The organism is Streptomyces sp. NPDC001407, assembly GCF_042895325.1.
GTDB lineage: Bacteria > Actinomycetota > Actinomycetes > Streptomycetales > Streptomycetaceae > Streptomyces.
Genome location: NZ_JBIAWF010000038.1, coordinates 1 through 22,944, shown reverse-complemented (window position 1 = coordinate 22,944; position 22,944 = coordinate 1). Strand labels below are relative to the sequence as shown.

Annotated in this window: 18 protein-coding genes; 12 read left to right on the top strand and 6 right to left on the bottom strand. The window is 72.0% G+C overall.

Translation table 11 applies throughout. From position 1 onward, the window contains the following. Positions 1 to 191 precede the first annotated feature (191 nt). Positions 192 to 4,187, top strand: a complete 3,996-nt coding sequence (locus ACFY1P_RS32985) for a serine protease (RefSeq protein WP_390752715.1) — start codon at positions 192 to 194, stop codon at positions 4,185 to 4,187. A 52-nt stretch (positions 4,188 to 4,239) separates the two neighbouring features. Continuing rightward, complete coding sequence (locus ACFY1P_RS32980; RefSeq protein ID WP_390752714.1) at positions 4,240 to 5,205, top strand: bifunctional riboflavin kinase/FAD synthetase; 966 nt, start codon at positions 4,240 to 4,242, stop codon at positions 5,203 to 5,205. 65 nt (positions 5,206 to 5,270) lie between these two features. Here ACFY1P_RS32980 and ACFY1P_RS32975 read toward each other — a convergent pair whose 3' ends face one another. After that, entirely contained in the window at positions 5,271 to 8,294 is a 3,024-nt protein-coding gene (locus tag ACFY1P_RS32975; protein WP_390752713.1) for an SCO5717 family growth-regulating ATPase, read from the bottom strand. 403 nt (positions 8,295 to 8,697) lie between these two features. On the opposite strand from ACFY1P_RS32975, the gene ACFY1P_RS32970 reads away from it, so the two are divergent. Further along, positions 8,698 to 10,470, top strand: coding sequence for a PQQ-binding-like beta-propeller repeat protein (locus tag ACFY1P_RS32970; RefSeq protein ID WP_390752712.1), 1,773 nt, complete (start codon positions 8,698 to 8,700; stop codon positions 10,468 to 10,470). 71 nt (positions 10,471 to 10,541) lie between these two features. Here the strand turns inward: ACFY1P_RS32970 and ACFY1P_RS32965 are convergent, their stop codons facing one another. Beyond that, positions 10,542 to 11,279: a hypothetical protein gene (locus ACFY1P_RS32965; protein WP_361528493.1), complete on the bottom strand. Its 738-nt coding sequence runs from the start codon at positions 11,277 to 11,279 to the stop codon at positions 10,542 to 10,544. After that, positions 11,276 to 12,556 carry a type VII secretion protein EccE gene (eccE, locus tag ACFY1P_RS32960; protein WP_390752711.1) on the bottom strand — a complete coding sequence of 427 codons (1,281 nt, stop codon included), beginning with the start codon at positions 12,554 to 12,556 and terminating at the stop codon, positions 11,276 to 11,278. Before eccE ends, ACFY1P_RS32965 begins: the two co-directional genes overlap by 4 nt. A 133-nt stretch (positions 12,557 to 12,689) precedes the next feature. Between eccE and eccB the strand changes: the two genes are divergently transcribed. The 7 genes from eccB (at position 12,690) to ACFY1P_RS32925 (ending at position 19,745) form a co-directional block, all read left to right on the top strand. After that, positions 12,690 to 14,294 carry a type VII secretion protein EccB gene (gene eccB, locus ACFY1P_RS32955; protein ID WP_390752710.1) on the top strand — a complete coding sequence of 535 codons (1,605 nt, stop codon included), beginning with the start codon at positions 12,690 to 12,692 and terminating at the stop codon, positions 14,292 to 14,294. Positions 14,295 to 14,341: 47 nt separating this feature from the next. Continuing rightward, positions 14,342 to 15,751: a type VII secretion-associated serine protease mycosin gene (gene mycP, locus ACFY1P_RS32950; RefSeq protein WP_361528497.1), complete on the top strand. Its 1,410-nt coding sequence runs from the start codon at positions 14,342 to 14,344 to the stop codon at positions 15,749 to 15,751. 112 nt (positions 15,752 to 15,863) lie between these two features. Beyond that, positions 15,864 to 16,343, top strand: a complete 480-nt coding sequence (locus tag ACFY1P_RS32945; RefSeq protein WP_361528487.1) for a hypothetical protein — start codon at positions 15,864 to 15,866, stop codon at positions 16,341 to 16,343. A 13-nt stretch (positions 16,344 to 16,356) separates the two neighbouring features. Beyond that, entirely contained in the window at positions 16,357 to 17,772 is a 1,416-nt protein-coding gene (locus tag ACFY1P_RS32940) for a hypothetical protein (protein ID WP_390752709.1), read from the top strand. Positions 17,773 to 17,925: 153 nt separating this feature from the next. Continuing rightward, positions 17,926 to 18,981 (top strand): type VII secretion-associated serine protease mycosin, encoded by a 1,056-nt coding sequence (gene mycP, locus ACFY1P_RS32935; RefSeq protein ID WP_390752724.1) that lies wholly within the window; start codon positions 17,926 to 17,928, stop codon positions 18,979 to 18,981. Between the two features lie 18 nt (positions 18,982 to 18,999). Next, complete coding sequence (locus ACFY1P_RS32930; protein ID WP_361528481.1) at positions 19,000 to 19,389, top strand: WXG100 family type VII secretion target; 390 nt, start codon at positions 19,000 to 19,002, stop codon at positions 19,387 to 19,389. 47 nt (positions 19,390 to 19,436) lie between these two features. After that, a complete protein-coding gene (locus tag ACFY1P_RS32925) occupies positions 19,437 to 19,745 on the top strand; it encodes a WXG100 family type VII secretion target (protein ID WP_361528479.1) in 309 nt (102 codons plus the stop codon). Positions 19,746 to 19,797: 52 nt separating this feature from the next. Here ACFY1P_RS32925 and ACFY1P_RS32920 read toward each other — a convergent pair whose 3' ends face one another. Next, positions 19,798 to 20,025, bottom strand: a complete 228-nt coding sequence (locus ACFY1P_RS32920) for a DUF397 domain-containing protein (protein WP_361528477.1) — start codon at positions 20,023 to 20,025, stop codon at positions 19,798 to 19,800. A 124-nt stretch (positions 20,026 to 20,149) separates the two neighbouring features. Next, positions 20,150 to 20,635 carry an ATP-binding protein gene (locus tag ACFY1P_RS32915; RefSeq protein WP_361528475.1) on the bottom strand — a complete coding sequence of 162 codons (486 nt, stop codon included), beginning with the start codon at positions 20,633 to 20,635 and terminating at the stop codon, positions 20,150 to 20,152. A 283-nt stretch (positions 20,636 to 20,918) separates the two neighbouring features. Here ACFY1P_RS32915 and ACFY1P_RS32910 point away from each other — a divergent pair, with 283 nt between their 5' ends. Together ACFY1P_RS32910 and ACFY1P_RS32905 are read left to right on the top strand one after the other, a co-directional pair. Continuing rightward, entirely contained in the window at positions 20,919 to 21,770 is an 852-nt protein-coding gene (locus ACFY1P_RS32910; RefSeq protein WP_390752708.1) for a helix-turn-helix domain-containing protein, read from the top strand. A gap of 10 nt (positions 21,771 to 21,780) precedes the next feature. Further along, on the top strand, positions 21,781 to 21,975 hold the full coding sequence (locus ACFY1P_RS32905; protein ID WP_361528471.1) for a hypothetical protein: 195 nt from the start codon (positions 21,781 to 21,783) through the stop codon (positions 21,973 to 21,975). 216 nt (positions 21,976 to 22,191) lie between these two features. On the opposite strand, the gene ACFY1P_RS32900 is transcribed toward ACFY1P_RS32905, so the two are convergent. After that, positions 22,192 to 22,944 (bottom strand): rhomboid family intramembrane serine protease (locus ACFY1P_RS32900; RefSeq protein WP_390752707.1); only part of this gene is annotated, 753 nt, incomplete at its 5' end.

Here is a 22,944-nt window from a genome sequence, read left to right as displayed (position 1 = left end):
TACGGACGCGCCCCGTCCCACGATGCCCTTCTCTCCGCTCCCCATCCGCTCCATGCGGAGGATTCACCCCATTGGGCAGGCGCTCGGAGTGAACGGAGGGGGTGGAAGGGGGCGCGTTCCGGGTGCGATCTGTCCTGCCGATCATCCGCTGCCTACCGTCGACGTAAGTGCACGGCGGGGAGGTTCGACGGATGAACGGTCGGCGGACCGATGCGGACGAGTACCTGGTGCGCATCAGAGACCTCGCCGGGCGACCGCGCGGCACGGGGTTCCTCGCGGACGACCGCGGCACGATGATCACCAGCCACGAGGCGGTCGACGGGCTCGCCCGCCTCGTCCTGCTCGCGCCGGGTGACCGCACCTGCCTGGTCGGCGCGGACGCCGTGACCCAGCTGCCCGGCTGCGACCTCGCGCTGGTCCGGACCGAGGGCCTCGGCGTGCGGCCGCTGCCCGTCGCCGCGGCCGACTGGATCGAGGACGGCACGGAGGTCCGGCTGCGCGCCGGCCGCTGGCAGACCGCGCGGATCGTCGGCGAGGCGCTGGTGACCTACACCGCCACCGACCGCTTCCATCTGCTGGACGCGGCCGTCGAGCTGTCGCTGGGCGAGCGCGACGGACTGCGCCTCGGCGAGGAGGCCACCGGCGGCCCGGTCATCGACGCCCGCACGGGAACGGTGGCCGCCGTCCTCGGTACCGCGCTGCACGCCGAGCGCCGGTCGGGCGGGTTCGCGATCCCGCTCCGGGCCGCCGCCGGTGCCACCCCGGACGGCCCCCTGGCGGCCCTCCTGGAGCGCAACGCCGCCACGATCCCGGCCTACGGCCCGGACCTCAATCTCGCCGGAGCCCTCCAGCTCACGGCCACCTCCCTCGGGCAGGTCAGCACCGCGCGCGCCTGGCGCGACCCCGTCCCGCGGCCGGAGATCGCCAGGGAGTTCGAGCGCTTCCTGGCGTGCCCGCGCCCCCCGTTCACCGGCGCGGACGACGGGCCGGAACCGGCCGGCGGCGCGGACGGCCCGGAAGGCGGCCTGCCGTGCGGAGGCGACGCGGCCGAGCCCGCGGCCCCGCCCGACGACCGGGAGGCCGACACCGAAGCGGAGCCGGGCGCAGGGCCGGAAGCGGAACCGGAGACCCGCCCGCCGCTCGGGCCCTTGGTCCTGGGCCTCGTCGGCGGGCCGGGCACCGGCCGTACGACTGAGCTCGGCGCGCTCGCCTCCCGGCGGGCCCGCGGCTCGGAGCCCGCGCCCACGATCTGGCTCCGCGGCGCCGACCTGCGCGACGGCGACGACAGCGTGCGGGACGCCGTGGCACGCGCCCTGGAGGCGGCCGCGCGGATCGTCACCGCCTCGGCGGGCACGGCGGGCACCGTGGGGGATCCGGCCGAGGCCACCCCCGAAGCCGTCGCCGCCCTCGCGCACCGCGTGGGGCGCCCCCTGCTCATCGTCCTCGACGGGCCAGAGGAGCTCCCCCCGGTCCTCGCCCACGGGCTGCCCGCCTGGACGGCCGCCACCGCCAAGTGGCTGGGGGAGGTGTCGGCCCGGATCGTCATCGCCTGCCGCCCCGAGCACTGGGAGACGGCGGGCGCCCTCTTCCCGCCGTCCGCCCTGCACGTCCCGGACGACGCCCCCGCCCCCCGGGGCCTGCCGCCCTGCGTCCGCCTCACCGACCTCACCCCCCGGCAGGCCGCCGAGGCCCGGGCCGTCTACGGCGTCCCCGAGGAGGCCATCCAGCAGGCGGACGCCGCCCACCCCCTGGCCCTCCGGCTGCTCGCGGAGGTCCGCGCCGCCCTCCCGGACGCGGCCCCGTCCGAGGAGGACGAGGGCGCCCGGCCGCCCGACCGCTGGGACGTCTTCTCCGCCTTTCTGGACCTGACCTGCCTGCGCATCGCCGTACGGCTCTCCGCCGACCGCAGGCCACCGCTGCGCGGCACCACGGTGCGCCGGCTCGCCGCCCGCGTGGCCGGGCAGGTGCACGAGGCCGCCCGGCGCTGCCTCGGGCCCGGACAGGGGGAGCTGGAGCGCGAGGCCTTCGAGGAGCTCTTCCCCTGGCGCAACGGCTGGGCCTCCGCCGTGCTCACCGAGGGCCTCCTCGTCCCCGCGGGCAGCGGCTACCGCTTCGCGCACGAGGAGTTCGCCGACTGGCTCCAGGGCGCGCACCTCGACCTCGACGCGGCCCTGCACGCGCTGGTCCACCGCTGGTACGAGCACGAGAGCGCGGGCCTGGAGGCGGAGGAGAGGCTGCCGTCCCGGCCGGGCACCGGGGCCGCCCCCGAGGGCCACGTGCCACCGCCCCCCGGCTCCAAGCGGCCGCCCCGCGCCGGCGCCGGCCGCCGCCGCACCAAGCGCGGCGCGGCCGAGCAGGAGAAGCCCAGACCCCTGCCCGTGCCCCGGCACCGCATCGGCCCCGTGCTCCAGGCGCTGCTCCTGCTCGCCCGGCGCTCCGGCCCCGCCGCCCTCGCCGACCGCCTCCGCGCCCTGGTCCACGCCGTGGAGGCGCTCTCCCCGGCCGGGCGCTCCGCCCTCGGCCGGACCACCGCCCTCACCGACGCACCGGCCCCCGCCCTGCCCGACCCCGCCTGGTGGGCCGCGCACCTGCTCGGCGAGACGCTGCTCCGCGTCCCCGACGCCGCCCCCTATCTCGGCGCGCTGCGGCTGCTCGCCGAGCGGATCACCGCCCGCGCCGTCGACCTCGGCGGCTTCGACAGCGACGCGAGCCGGGCGCTGGGCGGGCTCGCGGAGTTCGGACCCTGGTTCTGGCTCCGGCTGCCGCTCGGCCTCGCCGACCGCCTCGACCTGCTGCGCCTGCTCCTCCCCGCCGACGGCCCGCCGCCCGGTGCCGCCCCCGCCCAGGACCACGCGCAGCTCGCGCCGCACCAGGGCGCCCACGCGCCGCAGAGCGACCGCTTCCTGCCCGCCGTCGCCACCGTCCTCGCCGAGGACCCCTGCGCGGCGCAGCCCCTCATCTGCCGCTGGTTCAGCGACGAACGCCCGCTCCAGGCCGCGCCCTACCCCGACAGCGCCCGCCTCACCGTCTCCACCGCCGCCCAGGTGCTGCTGCACACCCACCGCCACCGCGCCGTCGACGACCTCGCCGAGGCCCTGGTGGAGGCCGGGCACCCGCGCGCCGACGAGCTCCTGAACGCCCTCGCCGAGGACGAGCCGTCCGCGCTCTGCCGGGCCGTCGACCGCTGGGCCCACGACGACCGGCTGGAGCGGCACGTCGCCGCCGCCGCGTACGCCCTGCGCACCGCGCCCCACGTCACCATCGACGCCGACCGCGAACTGCTGCGCTACTCCGCGCTCGCCCTCCTCGCCCGCCCCGCCGAGGGCGCCCTGCACGGCACCGCGCTCGCCCTTCTCGTCCGCGACCCCGAGACCCGCGCGAAATACCTCCCGCAGGCCATCGTCCGCTTCGCCGCCGGCGACCCCCACCTGCCCGCCGAGGCCCTCGCGACGGCCCTGACCACCCACCCCGAGCCCGTCTTCGCGATCTTCCGGGCGCGGCTGTACGAGCCGGGCGACGGCCCGGCCCTGGTGCTGCGCGCCCTCGCCGGGGTCTCGGCCCCCGCCCTGGCCCGCCGGGCCGCCGCGCTCGTCCAGGAGCACATCGAGCACCGCCCCGAAGGCGCCGACCACGCCGCGGCCTTCGTCGACCGGCGGCTGGAGGAGGGTCCCGCCGCCCGGTCCGTGCTCTTCCCGCTGGTCGTGCACCTGCTGAGCAGCCGCTCCGCGCAGGTGCGCCGGGCCCTCGCCCCCGTCCTCGCGGCACCCGGCACCTCGCTGTCCCGCCCCCTGCGCCAGGAGCTGCTGGAGGTGCTGCTGGAGCGCGAGCAGTACGGCCCGTACGAGCGCGACGTCACCGTCCTCGACGCCCTGCTGCGGGCCGTGGCCGCGGGCGCCGGGGAGCGCACGGAGGCCCGCACGCGCGATCTCGTGCACCGCACCGGCCTGCTGATGGCGCGGACGGCGGAGGGGGCGGCCTGCTTCGACCGGCGGCTGACGCAGCTGGCCCGCGAGATCCCGGTCTTCGGTGAACAGGTGCGCCGCTGGCTGAAGTCCGCGCCCGCGCAGTGGGCCGTAGTGGTGGGGCCGCGGGCGCGGATCAGGCTGACCGGCGGGGCCGGGGCGGGCGGGGCGAGCGCCGGTGGACCGGCCGATGCGGACCGCCGCGAGCCAGCATGGCACTCTTAGTCCTGCGTATATCGACAGACAACAGTTCGGGTTCGGGCGAGGAGCGGGCACAGTGCAGCGCTGGCGTGGCTTGGAGGACATCCCCCAGGACTGGGGGCGCAGCGTCGTCACCATCGGCTCGTACGACGGGGTGCACCGGGGGCACCAGCTGCTCATCGGGCGTGCGGTGGAGCGGGCGCGGTCGCTCGGCGTCCCCGCCGTCGTGGTGACCTTCGACCCGCACCCCAGCGAGGTCGTGCGGCCGGGCAGCCACCCGCCGCTGCTGGCCCCGCACCACCGGCGCGCCGAGCTGATGGCGGAGCTGGGTGTGGACGCGGTGCTGATCCTGCCGTTCACGGCGGAGTTCTCCAAGCTCTCGCCCGCGGACTTCGTGGTGAAGGTGCTGGTCGACAAGCTGCACGCCAAGCTGGTCGTGGAGGGCCCCAACTTCCGCTTCGGCCACCGGGCGGCGGGCGATGTCGACCTCCTGAAGGAGCTCGGCGCCACCTATGACTACGACGTCGAGGTCATCGACCTCTATGTGACGGGTGAGGCGGGCGACGGACAGCCGTTCTCCTCCACCCTGACCCGGCGCCTGGTCGCCGAGGGCGATGTCGCGGGCGCGATGGAGATCCTCGGCCGCCCGCACCGCGTCGAGGGCGTCGTCGTCCACGGCGCGCAGCGCGGCCGCGAACTCGGCTATCCCACCGCGAATGTCGAGACGCTCCCGCACACCGCGATCCCGGCGGACGGCGTCTACGCCGGCTGGCTGACCGTCGGCGGCGAGGCCATGCCCGCGGCCATCTCGGTCGGCACGAACGTGCAGTTCGACGCGACCGAGCGGACGGTGGAGGCGTACGCCATCGACCGCACCGATCTGGACCTCTACGGCCTGCACGTGGCCGTGGACTTCCTCGCCTACCTGCGCGGCATGGAGAAGTTCGACTCCATCGAGGCGCTGTTGCAGTGCATGGCCGGTGATGTGAAGCGGGCGCGCGACCTGGTGGCGGCGCACGACGCCGCGCACGTCACGGCGTGAGTCGCTGACGGGACGACGGAAGGGCCCGGGCGACATCGCCCGGGCCCTTCCGTTCCGTCATCCGCTCAGCTCTGCTGCGGCGGGTACTGCTGGGGGTAGCCGTAGCCGCCACCGGGCTGCGGCTGCCCGCCCGCCGGCGGGTACGGGGCGCCCGGCTGCGGCTGACCGTACGGGTACGGCTGCTGCGGATACGGCTGCGCCTGCGGCTGTCCGCCCGCGTACGGGTCGTACGGCTGCTGGTACGGCCCGGGGGCGCCCGGCTGGCCGGGGACGTAGGCGCCCGGCACCGGCGGCGCCTGGTGCGCGGGCGGGTTCTCCCCGGTCCACAGCCCGTGCTGCTGCTGTGCCCGCGTGAAGTCCTCCGCGACCAGGGCGGACAGGTGGAAGTACGCCTCGCGCGTCTTCGGCCGCATCATCTCCAGGTCGACCTCGGCACCCGCGGCCAGGTGCTCGTCGAAGGGCACGACCACGACACCGCGGCACCGCGTCTCGAAGTGGGAGACGATGTCCTCCACCTTGATCATCTTGCCGGTCTCCCGGACCCCCGAGATCACCGTGACGCTGCGCGAGACGAGATCGGCGTAGCCGTGCGCGTGCAGCCAGTCCAGCGTGGTGCTGGCGCTGCTGGCACCGTCGACGGACGGCGTGGAGACGATGATCAGCTGGTCCGCGAGGTCGAGGACGCCGCGCATCGCGCTGTAGAGCAGGCCGGTGCCCGAGTCGGTGAGGATGATCGGGTACTGCTTGCCCAGCAGGTCTATCGCCCGCCGGTAGTCCTCGTCGTTGAAGGTCGTCGAGACCGCCGGGTCCACGTCGTTGGCGATGATCTCCAGCCCGGACGGCGCCTGCGAGGTGTAGCGGCGGATGTCCATGTAGCTGCTCAGGCCCGGGATCGCCTGGACGAGGTCGCGGATCGTCGCCCCCGTCTCCCGGCGCACGCGGCGGCCGAGCGTACCGGCGTCGGGGTTGGCGTCGATCGCCAGGATCTTGTCCTGCCGCTCGCTCGCCAGCGTCGCCCCGAGCGCGGTGGTGGTCGTCGTCTTGCCGACGCCGCCCTTGAGGCTGATGACGGCGATCCGGTAGCAGGACAGCACCGGGGTGCGGATCAGCTCCAGCTTGCGCTGCCGCTCCGCCTCCTCCTTCTTGCCGCCGAACTTGAACCGGCTGGTGCTCGGCTGCTTCTTCGGCTTCGGCTTGTTGCGCAGCAGCCGCTCCGACGACAGCTCCATGGACGCCGTGAACCCCAGCGGGGCCCCGTGCACGGACCGCTGCCGCTGCTCGGGCGTCACGGTCGGCCACCCGCCCGACCGCGGATCCACGGGGACGCCGGGCTGCGGCTGCGGCTGGGGCTGAGGTTGCGGCTGTTGCTGCTGCTCGGCGAGCGGCGGAAGGGCGCCGTTGTCCGGCGTGACGGCGGGCGGCAGCGCGTACCCGCCGGGCTGCACGCCCGGCTGCGCCTGCGGTGCCGGCTCCCCGGGAGAGCTCTGCGGCTGCGGCGCAACCGCCTCGGCGGAACCCTCCGGAGCCACGGGCGCCTGAGGCGGCGTCACGGGCGAGGCGGGCGGGGCGTACGGAGAGGGCTTGGCCATGGGCTGGGGCGCGTCCGCCGCAGGGTGCGCCTCGGGCCGGGGGTGGGAGTTCTGATGGTTGTACGCGCCCGGCGTGTACTGCGCGTACAGGTCAGCCTGCCCAACTCCGGGCTGCGGCACGGGAGTCGGGGCGTACGGCGCGGGTGCCGGGGCCGGGGCAGGGGCCGCGTCGGGGCGCGGGTAGCCGTAACCGCCCTGCGGCGCGGCCGTCGGCTGCGCGTACGGGGACGGCGGTGCCGGGGGCGCCGCCTGACCGGGGTAGCCATAGCCGCCTCGGGGCGCGTCGGCCGGCGCGGGCGGCGGAGTGGGCGCCGCCGGGGCGACGTCGGGACGCGAAGGCGCGGCCGGTGCGGGCGCGGGCGCCGGTGCCGGTGCCGGGGCGGCCGGGGGAGCGTCGGGGGCCGGGACGGCGGGCTGGAAGTCCGGGGGCAGCGGGGGCAGCGCGGCCTGAGGCACCGACGGCGGGGCCCACGGCTCGGGGGCGGGAGCCTCGGGGGCTTCGGAAACCTTGGGGGCTTCGGGGACCTTGGAGGCTTCGGAAGTCTGGGGAGTTGACGCCTCGGCGGCCTGCTCCGCGTCACCGTCCGGCGGCGCCACGGCGGAGAACCGCATGGTCCCCTCGCGCCGGACGCCCGGCTCCTCGGCGCGTTCCGCGACCTCGTCGCGCAGAGCGGCGGCCGAGAACCGCATCGTGCCGTCGGCGCGGGGAGCGTCGGCGGCGGGCCGCGGCTCTTCGGCGCGGTCGGGGGTCTCTTCCCGCGCGGTGGCGGCGGAGAACCGCATGGTTCCCTCACTGCGCACATCACCCTCGCGGGCATCACCGTCGGCTTCGCCCTGCGGAGCGCTGGGAGAGAACCGCATGGTCCCTTCGCTGCGAACGTCGCCACCGGCCTCGGAGGCCTCCGCTCCGAACGGAAGCGGGTCCGCGTCGGGAGTGTCCGCCGCGCTGTTGTCGTCAGCCGGGGTTTGGTCCTCACTGGGCTCCACGGGCGCGCCGCTGTCGGCGCCCGCCTGGGCCTCGACCGGTGAGGGCACCGCGTCGTCCGCCACCGGAGTCCCGGGCGCCTCCGCCCCGAACGGCAGTTCGGAACCGTCGCCCTGCGAAGCGGACGGCGAGAGCCCGTCCGCCGCACCGGCGCCGAAGGGCAGCCCGTCCGTCACCGGCGTGCCCTCGTCCGGGGTCGTGGCGTCGGCCGACTGCGGTGTCCACACGGGCGGCAGACCAGGCGGAGCCGACGGCGGAACCGGCGGGGCCAGCGGTTCACCCGAAGGCGGGGGCGGGGCGCTCCGGCCCGCGTCACCCTCGCCGACGGCCGGGCCACCGGCGGAGCCGGCCGCACCAGTGGCTTGCGACATCGCGTTCTGCGTGTACCAAGCCGGTGGTGTGTAGTCGATCGTGAACTCGCCCGTGTGGTCGGGTTCGTTCTCGTGGCCCGCGTCGGACCGGTCCTCGCCGGCTGTGGTCCCGCCCGCGCGGAGCTCGTCCCGATCGCTGCTCACATTGCCTCCTGCTGATGTGGTCTGACGCCCATGTGCTGCCTGTCGGGCCCGACCGTTCCCGTCGTCCGACCGCCCGGGGTTCCCCCTGTTCCGACGGGAGGGGCCCGGTGTGCGGTTCTCCCGTGCGTACACCCGTCAAGACTAATCGTCATACGCGTCGCCGCGGCAGGCCCGTCCCCACCTCACCAACGGCCCCCGAGGCAACCGGCCCCGGCCGGCGCCGGAACCGGGTGATAGAAAGATTTCCCGCTCGAAAGCCATAACGGCGCGGGATCCGCGCCCGATTCGCTCCTTTTCGTTGGAATGCTGACATTCCATCGGATCGCGGGGGGAGGCAGAACGGGCGCCGGGCCCGCACAGCAAGAGGTAAGCGCTGATGGTCCAGCCGCCCCCACCCCCACCGATGCCCCCGAACCAGCCCCCCGAGGGCGGCTTCGGCGCACCGCGGGATCCGGCCGCGAACGCTCCGCAGACACCCCAGCAGCCCCCCACCACCCCCGCCGGACCCCCGGCCCCCGCCACTCCGCCGGCATCGCTGGCGAAGTCCGCGGCCACCCCGGACCAGCCGCCCGCGCCCCCGGCCCAGCCGCCCGCCGCGCCCCCGCAGGCCTGGGGCGCACCCCACGCCCCGGGGCAGCCGGGCCAGGCCGGCGGTGTGCCGCCGTACCCGCCCAACCCGTACGCGCAACAGCCCGGAGCGCAACAGCCCAATCCGTACGGCGCCTTCCCGCCGCCCCCGGCCCAGCCCTTCGGCGTTCCCGGCCCTCAGCCCTCGGGCGGGCCGGACAAGAAGCGGACGGCCCTCATCATCGGCTCGGCGCTCGCGGTCCTGGTCGCGGCGGCCGGTGGCGTATGGGCGCTGACCGGTGACGACAAGGGCTCGGACAAGCCCAGCGCCCACGGCAGCGCCGCCCCGGCCAAGGGCGGCAAGGACGGTGGCGACGAGGGCACCGCGGGCCCGCGCGACGGCGGTGAGAACGACCCGAACGACGCGCGCCAGGCCGGCGAGGCGAAGATCCTCATCGACCAGAAGGGCCCCGACGTCGACCGGGCCGGCGCCGATGTCCCGGGCATCTGGGTGATCGGCGACCACGTGGTCAAGACGGTGCAGGACAAGGTCGTCGCCTATTCCACGGACGACGGCAAGGAGAAGTGGTCCGTCCCGCTGCCCAAGCGGGTGTGCGCGGCACCCAAGGACACCACGGACGACGGCAAGGTCGTCGTGGCGTACGAGGGCGACAAGAAGGACGAGTGCGGCAACTACGCCATGCTCGACCTCAAGGCGGGCAAGAAGGTCTGGGACAAGCCCATCCCCAAGTCGGGCGGCTTCGCCGAGAGCTTCATCGGCCTCGACATGGCCATCAGCGGCGACGCCGTGGGCGCCGCCTGGTTCGGCGGCTCCGGCATGATCCGGGTCAGCGACGGCGAGACCATCTCCACCCCCGACATCCAGGCGGGCTGCGGCATCGACGGCTACGCGGGCGGCAAGGCCCTGCTGCGTTCCTGGAGCTGCGTGAGCGACAACACCTCGCACGTCGAGAAGGTCGACCCGGCCACGGGCAAGGCCACCTGGACCTGGGACGGCCGCAAGGGCCTTCGGACCAAGAAGATCTACTCCACCGAACCGGCCGTCGTCTCCGTCCTGTCGGACGACAAGAAGACCGGCGGTGTCATCGCGCTCAAGGACGGCAAGGAGCGCTCGGTCATCGACTTCGCCGGCCAGGCGTACGCGCCGACCTGCGGGATGTCGATCGTGAACCACGACCTCGGCGGCTGCCAGGGCGTGGCCGTCACGGACAGCACCCTGTATCTGCCGACCGAGGGCAACTACTCGTCCGGCAACGAGATCCACGCCTTCGACCTCGACAGCGGCAAGCGCAAGTGGGCCGCCAAGAACACGAGCAAGCGCGAGCTGCTGCCCCTCAAGGCGGACGGTGACAAGGTCATCGCGTATCAGAGGGCGTCGTACGACAAGGCGGGTGCCGTCGTCAGCGTCGGCTCCGACGGCGACCCCAAGGTCCTGCTCCAGATCCCGGCGTCCATGACCTCCACCGAGAACGCCTTCTTCGACGCGCGCTACCTCTACGACAACGACCGCTTCTACATCGCCACGAAGCGGCTGTCGGGCAGCAAGTCGGGGGACGGCAACAGAATCCTGCTGGCCTTCCGCAAGTGACCCCGAGGGTGGGACGGGGGCGGACCCCCGCCCCACCCTCCGGCTCAACCTCTACGGTTCGGCCCTCCGGTTCAGTCCATCCGCCGGGCCGCTCCCAGCAGCCCGGCCTCCGGCCCCGTCGCCCGGGTGTCGACATATATGCGCGAGCGGCGGCCCGCGCACCACAGCGTCACCCCGTCCTGGAGCGTCGGCAGCGCCGCGACGTCCTCCGGCGGCAACCCCAGGAGCCGGCCGAGGTGTTCCGCCTCCTCGGGCGAGACCCGCTGGACACCCACCAGATCCGCGCTCGCCATCAGGCGCGGCGCCTCCGGGCTCACGAACGGCAGCAGGGTGAGCACCGGCTGCCAGGGCGCCGCGACGACCCGGCCGCGAGGCGGCCGCGCACCGCAGTCACGGACGACGAGCACCGGGCTGTGCACCGACGCCCCTTGCGGCGGCACCCTTCCGACATCGTGCAGAGTCACGCACGGCTGGCCGCTGTTGGCGGCCTGCGCGAGCGAGGTCCACAGCTGGCGGCGGCCGGTCTCCACGGCGACGCGGGCGCCCGTGCCGACCGTACGCAACGCGATGACCTGCGCCGTCCACGCGCCGCCCACGAGGACGGCGTCGAACGGCGCCGGGCGGCCGATGCCGAGGACGGCCGGCGCTTCGTGGGGGTCGGTGCCGATGACCACGCCGTCGTCCCCGACGGGCAGGGCCAGCGCGTCGAACTGCTCGGGCGCGATCTCGTGCCGCCCGCGCCGCGGACCCAGCAGCCCGAAGCCAAAACGGCGCCGCGCGGGCGCGGGCGGTGGGGGAGCAGTGGTCATGAGCGCGTCCCTCCCAGGGGCAGCGTGGCGAGGACACCGGGCACCTGCTCGTGGTCGAGGCGCACCAGGCCGGCCTTCGCCCCGCGCGCGGCCCGCTCCAGCTCCCGCCGGGCCTCGGCCAGTTCGTCCGAGCTGCGGCCGGTGACCCGTACGTGCGCGGCCAGGCTCGGCGCGTGCCGGCCGCCCGGCGTGCGGCCGCGGCCGAGGGTCAGGCTCAGCGTCGTCGACAGCGCGGGCAGCGAGGTGAGCAGCGCGGCCAGCTGCGGCAGCGGAGTGGCCCGCGGGCCCAACTGCGGCCAGCGGGAGACCCAGTACGTGCTGTGCCACCGGTCGTCGCACCGCCAGGCCCGGGAGCTCTCCGCCGTCCGCCGCACCGGCGTGCCACTGCGGCCCGCCTGGGCGGAGGCGGTCGGATTGACGTTCGCCGCGGTCGCGACGGCGGCCGTGAGCCCCTCCTCGGACAGCAGCTGGGCCCGGAACCCGGCCCCCTGCAAGCGGCTCGCGAGCTGGTCAGCCGCCCGCAGCAGACAGCGCCGCGCGCCCTCCACACCCGAACCGCGCGCCTCGACGGCCTCGCGGCACAGCTCCGGGTCGAGCTTGAGCGCCACCCAGGTCAGCCGCACCGCCGGGGTCCCCGCCATCGCCTGGAGCGGGGCGTAGTTACGGGCCGCCAGCGACTCGGCCGGCAGGTGCGGGGCGGGCGCGGGCAGCGTGCTCTGCACCACCTGCACGGACTCCAGCCGGATGCCGTCGACATCCATCGCGTCCCGCAGCAGGTCCAGCGGCAGCGCCTTCTCCACCCGCAGGGGGCGCAGCGGGGCGTCGACGGCGTCGATCCGCAGCACCACCGTCAGGAACGTGCCGTCCCCGACCAGGCCCACCTCGCGCCGCTCACGGTCCGTGAAGGAACCGGTCCGCAGCGCCGGTTCGCACTCCAGGACCGGGGCGAACCCCGTGTCCGTGCCCACCGGCGCGGCCACCGCCCGGCCCGCGCGCCGCCGCAGCGACACCGCCGTGGCCAGCCAGTCCGCTATCGGCCGCTGCCCGCGGCGCACGAGCGCGAGCAGCACCAGCACCGCGGCCACCACGCCCGCGGGCACCAGCCACATCGGACCCGCGGCCCACGCGGCCAGCACGAGCGCCACCGCCACCTCGACCAACACCAGCTGCTGCAGCCGGACCGGCCCCACGCTGCCGGGCCGCGACACGGCCCGCGGCGCGACCGCGCCCGGCTGCGCGGTGACCTCCGGCGGCCGTACGCGCGTTGCGGCACCCATGCCTGACAAACCCCCTCGCCTCACTCTGATCCCCTACCGGCATAGTAGGGGGCCGGTACGACAACCGGACCGACGGCAGGGTCCGGCAGCACCCCGTCAACCGAAGCCGACCACTGGGGAGAAGCGGCGACACATGGCATCACGCCGGGATCAGCTCAACGCGTACACCTTCGCGAAGAAGCGAACGGTCGCAGCTTTTCTGCAACCTTCCCCCAGCGGAACGGAGGAAGGTGCCCCGCGTCCGCTGCGCGCGGTCCTGCCCGGCGTCGTCGTCGGGGCGCTGCTCGTCGCCGGGTTCGGGGCCTGGGGCCTGTTCCGGCCGGTCGCACCCAAGGGCTGGGACGACACCGCGGCGCACGTCATCGTCGGCAGCGACTCGACCACGCGCTATGTCGTCCTGGAGACGGACAACAAGAAACAGCTCCACCCCGTCCTCAACTTCGCCTCCGCCAAGCTGCTCCTCACCCCCGACAAATCCACCGTCATCAAGGTGAAGGAATCCGAACTCGACAACGGCCACATCCCGCGCGGCCCGACCCTCGGCATTCCCTACGCCCCCGACCGCATGCCCGGCGCCGCCGAAGCCGGCCGGAAGAAGCAGTGGGCTGTCTGCGAACAGCCCGGCGGCACGAACGGGAACACCACACAGAAGGCCGTCTTCCTTTTCGCCGACCGCGACCCGAAGCTCAAGAAGCTCACCGGTTCGGGCCGGCTGCGGGACAATCAGGCCCTTTACGTCCAGGGTCCCGACGACGCCCGCTATCTCATCGATCCGCAGGGCACCAAATACCTCCTCGGCGGCCCGGAGTGGAAAACTCTCGCGGGCACCCCGGACTACAACCTGCTGCTGCGCTCCCTCTTCCAGGACGGCGCCCGGCCGCAGCGCGTCACCAAGGACTGGCTGGGCACCTTCAACGACGGCGCTCCCATCGTCTTCCCCGAGATCCGCGGTGACATCGGCGCGGACGCCGGTATCGGCACCCTGCCGGCGAAGGCCAACCACGTCGGTACGGTCCTCGAAGCCCCCACCGGCACGGGCACCCAGCACTATGTCGTGCTCCAGGGCAAGGTCCAGCGCGTCTCCGAATTCGTCGCCAAGCTGCTCCTCAACAGCAAGATGCTGACGTCGCTCGGCCAGGCGGGCACCCCCGAGCACGTCAGCGCCGCCACCTTCACCCCGGACGACGAGGAGTTCTACGGGAAGTACCACTGGCCCTCCCGCGTGCCCCAGCAGGCCAACGCGCAGGAGGCGTCCGCGGGAGGCGGCGGCGCCAAGACGACGGTGTGCAGCATTTTCGGCGGCCTTTCCGCCGCGGGCACCCCCGACCTCGCCACGTGGGCGGGCACGGAATACCCGGCGACGATTCCCGACGGGGCGACGAGCGCCTATGTCACCCCCGGCTCCGGACTGCTCTACCGCCAGGTGACCGGCCACCAGACCACCAGCGGCTCCATCTTCCTCGTCACCGACACGGGGCTGCGCTATGCGGTGCAGTCCAACGGCGACAGCGGCACCAAGAAGTCGAAGATCGGCGAAAACCCCGCCCCGTCCGCGGGCCCCGACGGAAGCGCTCCCGAAAGCTCGCCGTCCGCCGCGACACCCGAGGCCGACACGGCGCGCACCAGGCTCGGTTATCAGAACGTGAATCCCATGGCCGTTCCGGCCAATTGGTCGCAATTCCTCCCCACAGGCCCGCGGCTGGACCCCAACAGCGCCTCGCAGCCGCAGGGATCGTGAGGAGCGGAATGCGACGCATCACCACGGCGCTGGCGGCCGCCGCGCTCATGACTCCCCTGACGGGAGCGTCGGCGGTATCCGCTCCGCTTCCCGTCGCCCTGGACGGCAGCGGCGAGTGCACCTATCCCGCGAAGCCCATCAAGGGCACCCCCTGGTCGCTCCAGCGCGTCCTCCTCGACCAGCTCTGGCAGGACACCAAGGGCAAGGACAGCGACGGCAAGCCGGTGCGCGTGGCCGTCATCGACACCGGTGTCGACACCCACAACCCGCAGCTGAAGGACGCGGTCGACGCCAAGAGCGGGGCCGATCTGCTGAGCGGCAAGCAGGCGGCGGCCGCGGACGGTGTGGGAGTGCGCGAGGCGACCGAGGACCGCCGCGAGGCCGTCTCGAAGGACCAGGCGAAGAAGGAGCCCAAGCCGGCTCCGAAGACCACGCCGAAGCCCTCGGAGCAGCCCAAGGCCACGCCGACCCCCAAGCCCTCCGCCTCGGCGTCGGCCCCGGCCTCCCCGAAACCGTCGGAGAAGCCCACGCCGAAACCCGAACCCGAGAAGCCGGCCGTCCAGCTGGACCCCACGCTCGACCTCGTCGGCCACGGCACGAAGGTCGCCGGCATCATCGCGGCCCGCCCGTCCGCCGCGAGCGGCTTCGTCGGCCTCGCGCCGGAGTCGGTCATCATCCCGATCCGGCAGAACGACGAGAAGGGCACCGGCGACTCCCAGACCCTCGCCCAGGGCATCAACCTGGCCGTCGCGGCCGGGGCCCAGGTCATCAACATCTCCCAGGACACGGCGAAGGCGCTCAAACCCGACTCCGACCTGGAACTCGCGGTCAAGGACGCCCTCGCCAAGGACGTCGTCGTGGTCGCCTCCGCGGGCAACGACGGCCTCGACGGCAGCGTCAAGGAGACGTACCCGGCCGCCTACAAGGGCGTCCTCGCCGTGGCCGCCTCGGACCGGAACAACGAGCGCGCACCGTTCTCCCAGCCCGGCGAATTCGTGGGCGTCGCGGCGCCCGGCGTGGAAATGGTCTCCACCGTCCCGCTGGGCGGCCAGTGCGTCGACAACGGCACGAGTTTCTCGGCCCCTTACGTCGCCGGCGTCGCCGCCTTGATCCGCGCCAAACACCCCGACTGGAAGCAGAACCAGGTCGTCGCCCAGATCGAGCAGACCGCGGAACGCGCGACGAACGGCCACGACCGCTACGTGGGCTGGGGCGTGGTCGACCCGGTCCGAGCCCTGACCGACGACGCCCACCCCCTGGACCGCGTCACCGCGGACCAGCCCACGACCCACCACGCCAAACCCCCCGCCCCGGCCCCCCTCGCCACAGGCGAAACCCCGTCCCAACGCCAGGAACGCCTCGCCACGTACGGCCTGGGCGGCACGGCTCTGCTGGTGGCGGCGATCGCGGGGGTGGCGGTGGTACTTCGCGATTTGAGGCGGCGGCGGGCGGCTTGATTGAGTACGCGTACTCAGGCGTCACGGGGATACCGGGCTGCACCATGTAACTCATGCGGGGAGTGGCTGGAGTGGCGTAGTGTCGCGCTGGATGCCACAGGGGAGGGGCAGGGTGCAGCAACAGGGTGCGGGCGAGGACCAGAGGCCGTTCGGCAACGGCAACCTGGTGAAGGAAGCCGAGACGCTGGCGAAGTTCAAGGGCCGGATCGACACCATCGTGTCCGAGCTGGAGAAGTCGCCGGCCTCGCAGAAGGCCATCGCCCATCAGACGATCGCCAAGGGCGCCTACGGCACCGGGTTCGGCTCCGCCGACGACCTCGCCAAGCTCTACGACAAGGTTCACGACCAGCTGAAGACGCTGTCCCAGACCTTGGGCGACCAGGTCGAGGCGATGGGCATCGCCGCCGTGGTCGCCGAGCGCGGATACGACGGGATGGACGCCGAACAGGCCGCCCGGCTGAAGGCGATCGAAGAGCGCGTGCGCAAGAACTACCACGATCCGACAGCCGGACAGCACGCCCCGGCAAAGGGCGGGCACGAGCCCAAGCCGGAGCGCAGCAGCGCCTCCGATCTCGGATCCGAGACCGCGTAAGGGGGGAAGGCGAATGGGCAAGGGGAAATTCGACGACGCCACGCACGAAGAGCTCTACGCCATGGTGGCGGGCGGTCAGCCGAAGCAGATCAACGACGCCGCGGACGCGTTGTTGAAGGCGTTCACCGACATCAACGACCTCGGCGGGGAACTCCAGGCGCACGTCGAGCGCGTGAAGTGGGAGGGCGAGGGCGGCGAGGCGTTCCGCAAGTGGGGCGCGGAACTGGCCAAGCAGACGCTGAAGCTTGCCGACTACACGCTGAAGGTCGGCATCAACATCGGCTTCGCGGGCCAGAGCTTGAGCGACGCCAAGGCGGCCATTCCGGCACCGGAACCGTGCTACGCGGACGCGGACAAGGAAAAGGCGCGCTTGAAGGGGGCGGAGTCCAACCGGCAGGAAGCCATCAATCAGATGGAGCGGCTGGATTCTTACTACCGGACGGTGCATACGGATGTGGCGGGGTTGGAGGCGCCGACGTTTCCGGCGTTGCCTCCTGGGCTGATCACAACGCCCGTCAACGATCTGGAGCGTCCGGACGTAGCCTCGGCTGCGCCGGGATCAGTGCCGACTCACGGCGGAATGCAGGAAGGCTCCGTGCGGCCTGGCGCTGACGGAGCTGGCACGATCTCCAGCGGACCGTCGCTTCCTTCTGATGAAGGTCGACGCGGACAACCCGGCGCAGCCTTGGGTACTGACCGGCCTTCGCATACGGCGATCGACTCTGTGGCACCCCCGCAGGCTCCGGACAACGCGACCAGGCACGCCGTTACGCGTCTCCCTGCTGATATCCCGGATCCAAGAGGTCCTGCCATGCCAGGGCCCTTCGTGCCTGCCATGCCATCCGGTTGGCAACGTGGGATCGAAGGGCCGCGCGGACCTGCTGTAGGCCACCCCGAAAGTGTGAGTGTGCCTCGGCCCGAAGGCATAGCTCGGGCCGGGGGAAAGGATGGGATCGTCGGTGGCACGCCTGTCCGCTCGGGCGGCCAGTCCGCTGTCCCGCGGTTGCCGCGAGGCACGGTCGTGGGTGAAGAGCGGACCGTGAACGGGCCTCAAACGGGTACAACTACGGGGCCGCGAGGTGTCGCCGGGAGCCCAGGCGCTCGGCCAGGAAGTCCGATGGGTATGGGCGGCCACCCTGTTGGCGGCAGCACTCCCGGCCCGAGGAACGGCTACGTAGGCCGAAGGCTCGCCACTGAGCCAGGCGGTACTGCCGGTGGGCTGCGCGCACCGCGTGAGGGGCGTTCCGAGTTCACTCAAGGCGGCTCAGGTCTCGTACGCAACCAGCCACCGGGGGTGATGCCACACTCTGGAGCCAACTCTTCCGGCGGTAGCCGCCGTCGCTCCAGCAGCAGGCCCGACTATCTGGTGGAAGACGAAGAGACCTGGACCAGAGGCCGCGGGAACGTCGTGCCTCCAGTCATCGAATAGCTCACGAGACCTCACGAAGGGGACCACTGCCTCATGCCATTTCCGGCTCAGCGCGCTCTGCGGACCTCGGCGTTGCTAGCGGTGGTGTTCGCATGTATCGCAACTCCGGCGGCGGCACAGGACGAGCACTCAAGGCAGTGGTTCTTGGACGATATGCAGGCTGAACAGATGTGGAAGGTGAGCAGAGGTGAGGGCATCACAGTTGCCGTGATCGACACTGGCGTGGACGATACCCTTCCCGAGCTACGCGGCCAGGTGCTGGACGGCACTGATGCTTCTAACAAGCCAACGGGTGCACATGTCGACCGTGAAGGCCACGGGACGAACATGGCTACGCTGATTGCTGGCACCGGAGCTGATGGAGGAATTCAAGGCCTGGCTCCTGGAGTGAAGATCCTCCCTGTGAAGGCAGTGCCTGATGGCCAGGCAGATGCAATTGACGCACTAATGGCCAGAAGTATCCAGTACTCCGCCGACCACGGCGCCAGAATCATCAACATTTCCCTCGCAGGTCCAGGAACCAGTAGCCAGTTCCCCAAGGTTCAGGATGCCGTTAACTCTGCGCTTGGTAAGGGGAGCCTGATTTTTGCAGGTGCGGGAAACGGCGCTGAAAAGGGGAACCTTGTGGAGATGCCCGCAGCGCTTCCCGGCGTCGTCGGCGTAGGCGCGATCGACCGCCAAGGTAAAGTCGCCAAATTCTCAACCTACGGCAACCAAGTTGGCCTCGTCGCCTTCGGTGACGAAATCGTCGAGCACTGTGAGAAGAACACTGGCTACTGCATCGGGCGCGGCACCAGCCAAGCCACAGCCATCGCCTCTGCCTCAGCCGCCCTCATCTGGGCCAAGCACCCCGACTGGACCAACAACCAAGTCCTGCGCGTGATGATGGAGACGGCCGGAAAGCCCGCCGGCGCCAAGATGCCCAGCAAATACCTCGGCTACGGCAGCGTCCGCCCCCGCAAGGTCCTCGTGGACGGTGAGGGCGATCCCGGCCCGGCGGACGTGAACCCCCTTCTCAAGGCCAACGCGCCCAAGCCGTCCCCTGCCGATCCCAACTCGTCTGTAGCCGGTAAACCCATCGCCGCGAAGTCCGGTTCGAGCGAAGGAATCGGCACCACCACCTGGGTCGCCCTCGGCGCAGGCGCCGCAGTGATCCTCGCCGCGGCCATCGGCTTTGTCGTCGTACGCCGCCGTACCAGCCAGCCCTGACAACAAGAAAGGCGAAGCATGTCGGACACTCAGAAGATCAGTGATCCCGCATTCACCCAATTCGAAGGCGCGATCCGGGAGACGAGCGAGGCTCTTTCCGCCAACCTCCGGTCCCTGGCCGATGCCATCGCGACGGTCGAGGCCGCGTGGACGGGTGCGGGCGCCCAGGCTTTCCGCACCGCGCAGACCGCGCTCAACGAGGACCACGACGCCCTGCGCCGGCTGATCGACGGCATTCACGACGCCGTGGCCCTCACCCGTAAGTCCAGCCACGCCAACGACGCCGACATCATGGCGACCTTCAACAAGATTGACGTCAACGGCTCCGCCGCGGGCGGGCACCTCGGGTCCCTGGGTGCGGGCGCCGGCGTCAGTGCCGGTCTCGAAAGCAAGATCAGCAGTTACTAGAAGTATTTCCGCAATCCACGAAGCAATCACCACCACGAGGGGGACACATGCCCGGGGCGAACGACGACCTCAAGGTTCACTACGGCTCGGTCGAGAAGACCGCCGATGACATCAGCAAGGCGGCCGGCGTCGTCGACCAGCAGCTGAAGGACATCTGGGCCGCGGTCAACAAGGTCACCGAAGGCTGGCAGGGCGAGGCCCACCAGAAGATGCTTCAGGCGAAGGCGCAGTTCGACGCGCGCGGTACGCACATCCACTCGATCCTGACCGAGATCGCATCCAAGATCAAGCAGGGCAGCATGGATTACCGTCACACGGACCGCAAGGCTTCCCAGCTGTTCGACATCAGCTACTGATGGCCGACGGGAGTGGGGCGGGCAGGCAATGGCCCCGCCCCACTCCGTACGTTCACGTCAGGTCGAACTCGCCGTCCCGCGCACCCAGTACGAAGGCCCGCCACTCGCTCTCCGTATAGCGCAGCACGGTGTCCGGATCGGCCGACGACCGCATTGCCACCGCACCACCCGGGAGATACGCGATCTCGACGCGCACCTCGGTCGTGGCGTCCGGCGCGCTCAGCCACTCCACGCCGGAGATGTCCATCGCGTAGAGCTCGTCCTTCTCGTGTGAGTCCATGGAGCAGAGGCCGCCTTTCAGGGTGCGAGATCGCCGCCATATCGCGGCGCACACACATGAGTTGGCGCCGCGGGATTCATCGTGAGCAGCGTACTCCCGCAGGCGCCCCGATATCCCTGGATCTTCAGAGCAGCGCGTAGTTCCGCGCCGCGGCCCGCGAGAACGCCACCCACATCTTGCTCCCGGCCAGCGGCCCGCCGACCTCGCTGAGCCCGCAGCAAAGGCCGTCGCACGCGGCGAGTACGGCGTCCAGAGTCGAAAGCGCAGCGCGCCGCTGCGCCTGACAGGCGTCCCGCGCGTCCCGCGGATGGCGCGGGTGCTCATCGAACACGGTGAGCCGCAACACGCCGAACCGCCACCGGACGGACAGGCTGGTCGCCTTCCCGGGGGTGAACAGGTAGGCGTTGGCGAGGAGTTCGGAGGTCGTGAGCACGCCGAGCTCGGCCATGTCGGCGAGGTCGTGCGCGTGCAGGAGGCGCTCGACGGTCTTACGGGCCATGCCGAGGCAGTACGCGCCGCCGGGGAGCCCGAGGGTGTAGTTGAGGTTGCTGGGAATGGGCTCGGGGGCGGACACGGCCGACGAATCGGGCATGCAGGGTGCGAAGTTCATGCGCGGTCACTCCAGAGGCAGGGGTGAGGTGGGAGAGACCCAGCACGCGAGGTGGGCACCGGTGGCTCGCCTCCCTGGGCGCGGGCGCGCCCACTCCAGGGAAGGTGGGCATGCTCGCGCGGTGCACTTCCGGCTCCACTGCGTGTGAGCTAGGCAACACCGACGGTAGCGCAGTCGGGAAGCCCTGTGCTACCGACTCCTGGGAGTCCCTGTGCTACGGGGTGATCGCTGGAACTCGCCGCTGCCGGCGGGCAGACTGGTTGCCGGTTCGAGAGGGGGGCGCATGCCACCGAGAAGCAATCCGTCGATCCGTCAACGCCGATTGGGGGCCGCGCTGCGCCACCTGCGTGAGCAGGCGGGTATGTCGGCTCTGGACGCGGCGGCGGCGCTCGGCGTCGACCGCACCCGCATCTCCAACACGGAGGCCGGGCGCTTCGGTATCAGCGCGGCCCGCGTGCGCGCGCTCGCTTCCAACTACGCTTGCGAGGACAGTGGCTTGGTTGATGCCCTCGCCGCGCTTGCCGAGGATCAGACCAAGGGGTGGTGGGAGGCCTACAAAGGTTCCCTTCCCGCGTTCTTCCTGGACATCGCGGAGCTTGAGTGGCACGCCGTCAGGATCCGAAATGCCTTGACGTCGCACATCCCCGGTCTGCTTCAGACCGCAGATCACGCACGAGCCATCTTCGACCTGGTGATTCCGACGATGCCGGCTGACGAGATCGAAATCCGTGTAGCCCACCGTTTGGAGCGCCTTCGGGTCTTGGACCGGGATGACCCACCTGCTTACGAGGCGATCGTTCACGAGAGCGCCCTGCGTATGCAGTTCGGCGGTCGATCCGTCGCACGAGCCCAGTTGGCACACCTGCTGGAGGCGAGCGAGCGCGAGTGCGTCAGCCTCAGAGTGATCCCCTTCGAGAGGGGCGCATTCCCCGGAGCCGGACAGACGATCCTCTATGCCTGTGGGCCGGTTCCCCAGCTCGACACCGTTCAGTTGGACACGTCCCACGGGTCTGTCTTCATCGATGCCGAAACACAGCTTGCCAACTACCGATTGCTCTTCGACATGATGGAGCCCTGCGTGCTCAGCGCCAGCGAGTCACGCGAGTTCATCCACGAGATCGCTCAGCAACTTTGAAGGGCCCGTCATGTCCGAAATTCGGTGGCAGGAACCCCTCTGCGCCAATGGCGGTAACGCCTGCCTTCAAATCGGCCACACCGCGACCGGAACCCCCATACTCCGCGAGACAACCCGCCCCGACGAACTGATCACCACCACCCGCGAAGGACTCCGCAACCTCATCGAGGCCGCCAAGAGAGGCGAACTCGACCACCTCGCATAACGCCACGGCGCGGCCGAATGCGGTTCGCGTTCGGTGACGTCACCGAGTACCTGGAGAGCGTGCGACCGGACACCTACGACGCGCTCACCCTCCCCAACGGCCTCGACGACCCCGGCCCCGCCTACCGCGAGCCGCCTGCCCGGCGCGGCACGCGCGGCCCGGTGGTGTGCTCGTCCTGCGCGGCATGCGCCAACTGCCCACGGCCATGGGCGCGAATCACGCCGCGGAGGACCGCTCGATGCTGTGGGAGTCGGTCGCCGTCCGCGAGACCGGCCGACGGGCACGCGCCGCCGACATGGCCAGCGCGCATCCCAGCAGAAGTGCCGCGCCGTGGATGTTCTCAGCGATCGACAGCACGACGCCGACGACCGGCACGACGAGCGCTGCCGCCCGGTGGACGGCGACACCTCGCTCCTCGCCGGCCCGCACCAGTGCCGACGCGGCGACGCAGGCGACGATCGCGGGTATCAGAGCGCCCGACCAGAGGGTGCCGATCATGCAGCCGCACCAGAGCAGCAGCACCTGCACGGCCCAGCCGGGCAACCGGGCGTCGGCACGCCACAGCGCCAGCGCGGCGGCACCGGCCAGCCCGCAGACCGCTATGGAATTGCCGCCACCGATGGGCTGCCAGGCGTAGCTGACGAATTCGCAGACGACTCCCACCCCGAAGTATTGCGACAGCCAGCGGGACGGTGAGAGCACCTGCTCCGCGACCGCCCCCACCAGCAACAGGAAGAGCAGGTTGGACACGGTCCCCGCCACCCCGCCGTCCTGGACGAACAGCGACGTGACCGAGCGCCACCACTCCCCGTGCAACCCGGCGGGAGTCCGCTGCAAATCCCCGAGCGTGTCGGGCACGGCGAACTGCAGGAGATTCACCGCCGTCGTGACGGCGAACACCACCGCCGTCACGACGGGGAACCGCCGCAGCCTCGCACGCTCACTGATCGTCATGGTCAGAAGTATCCG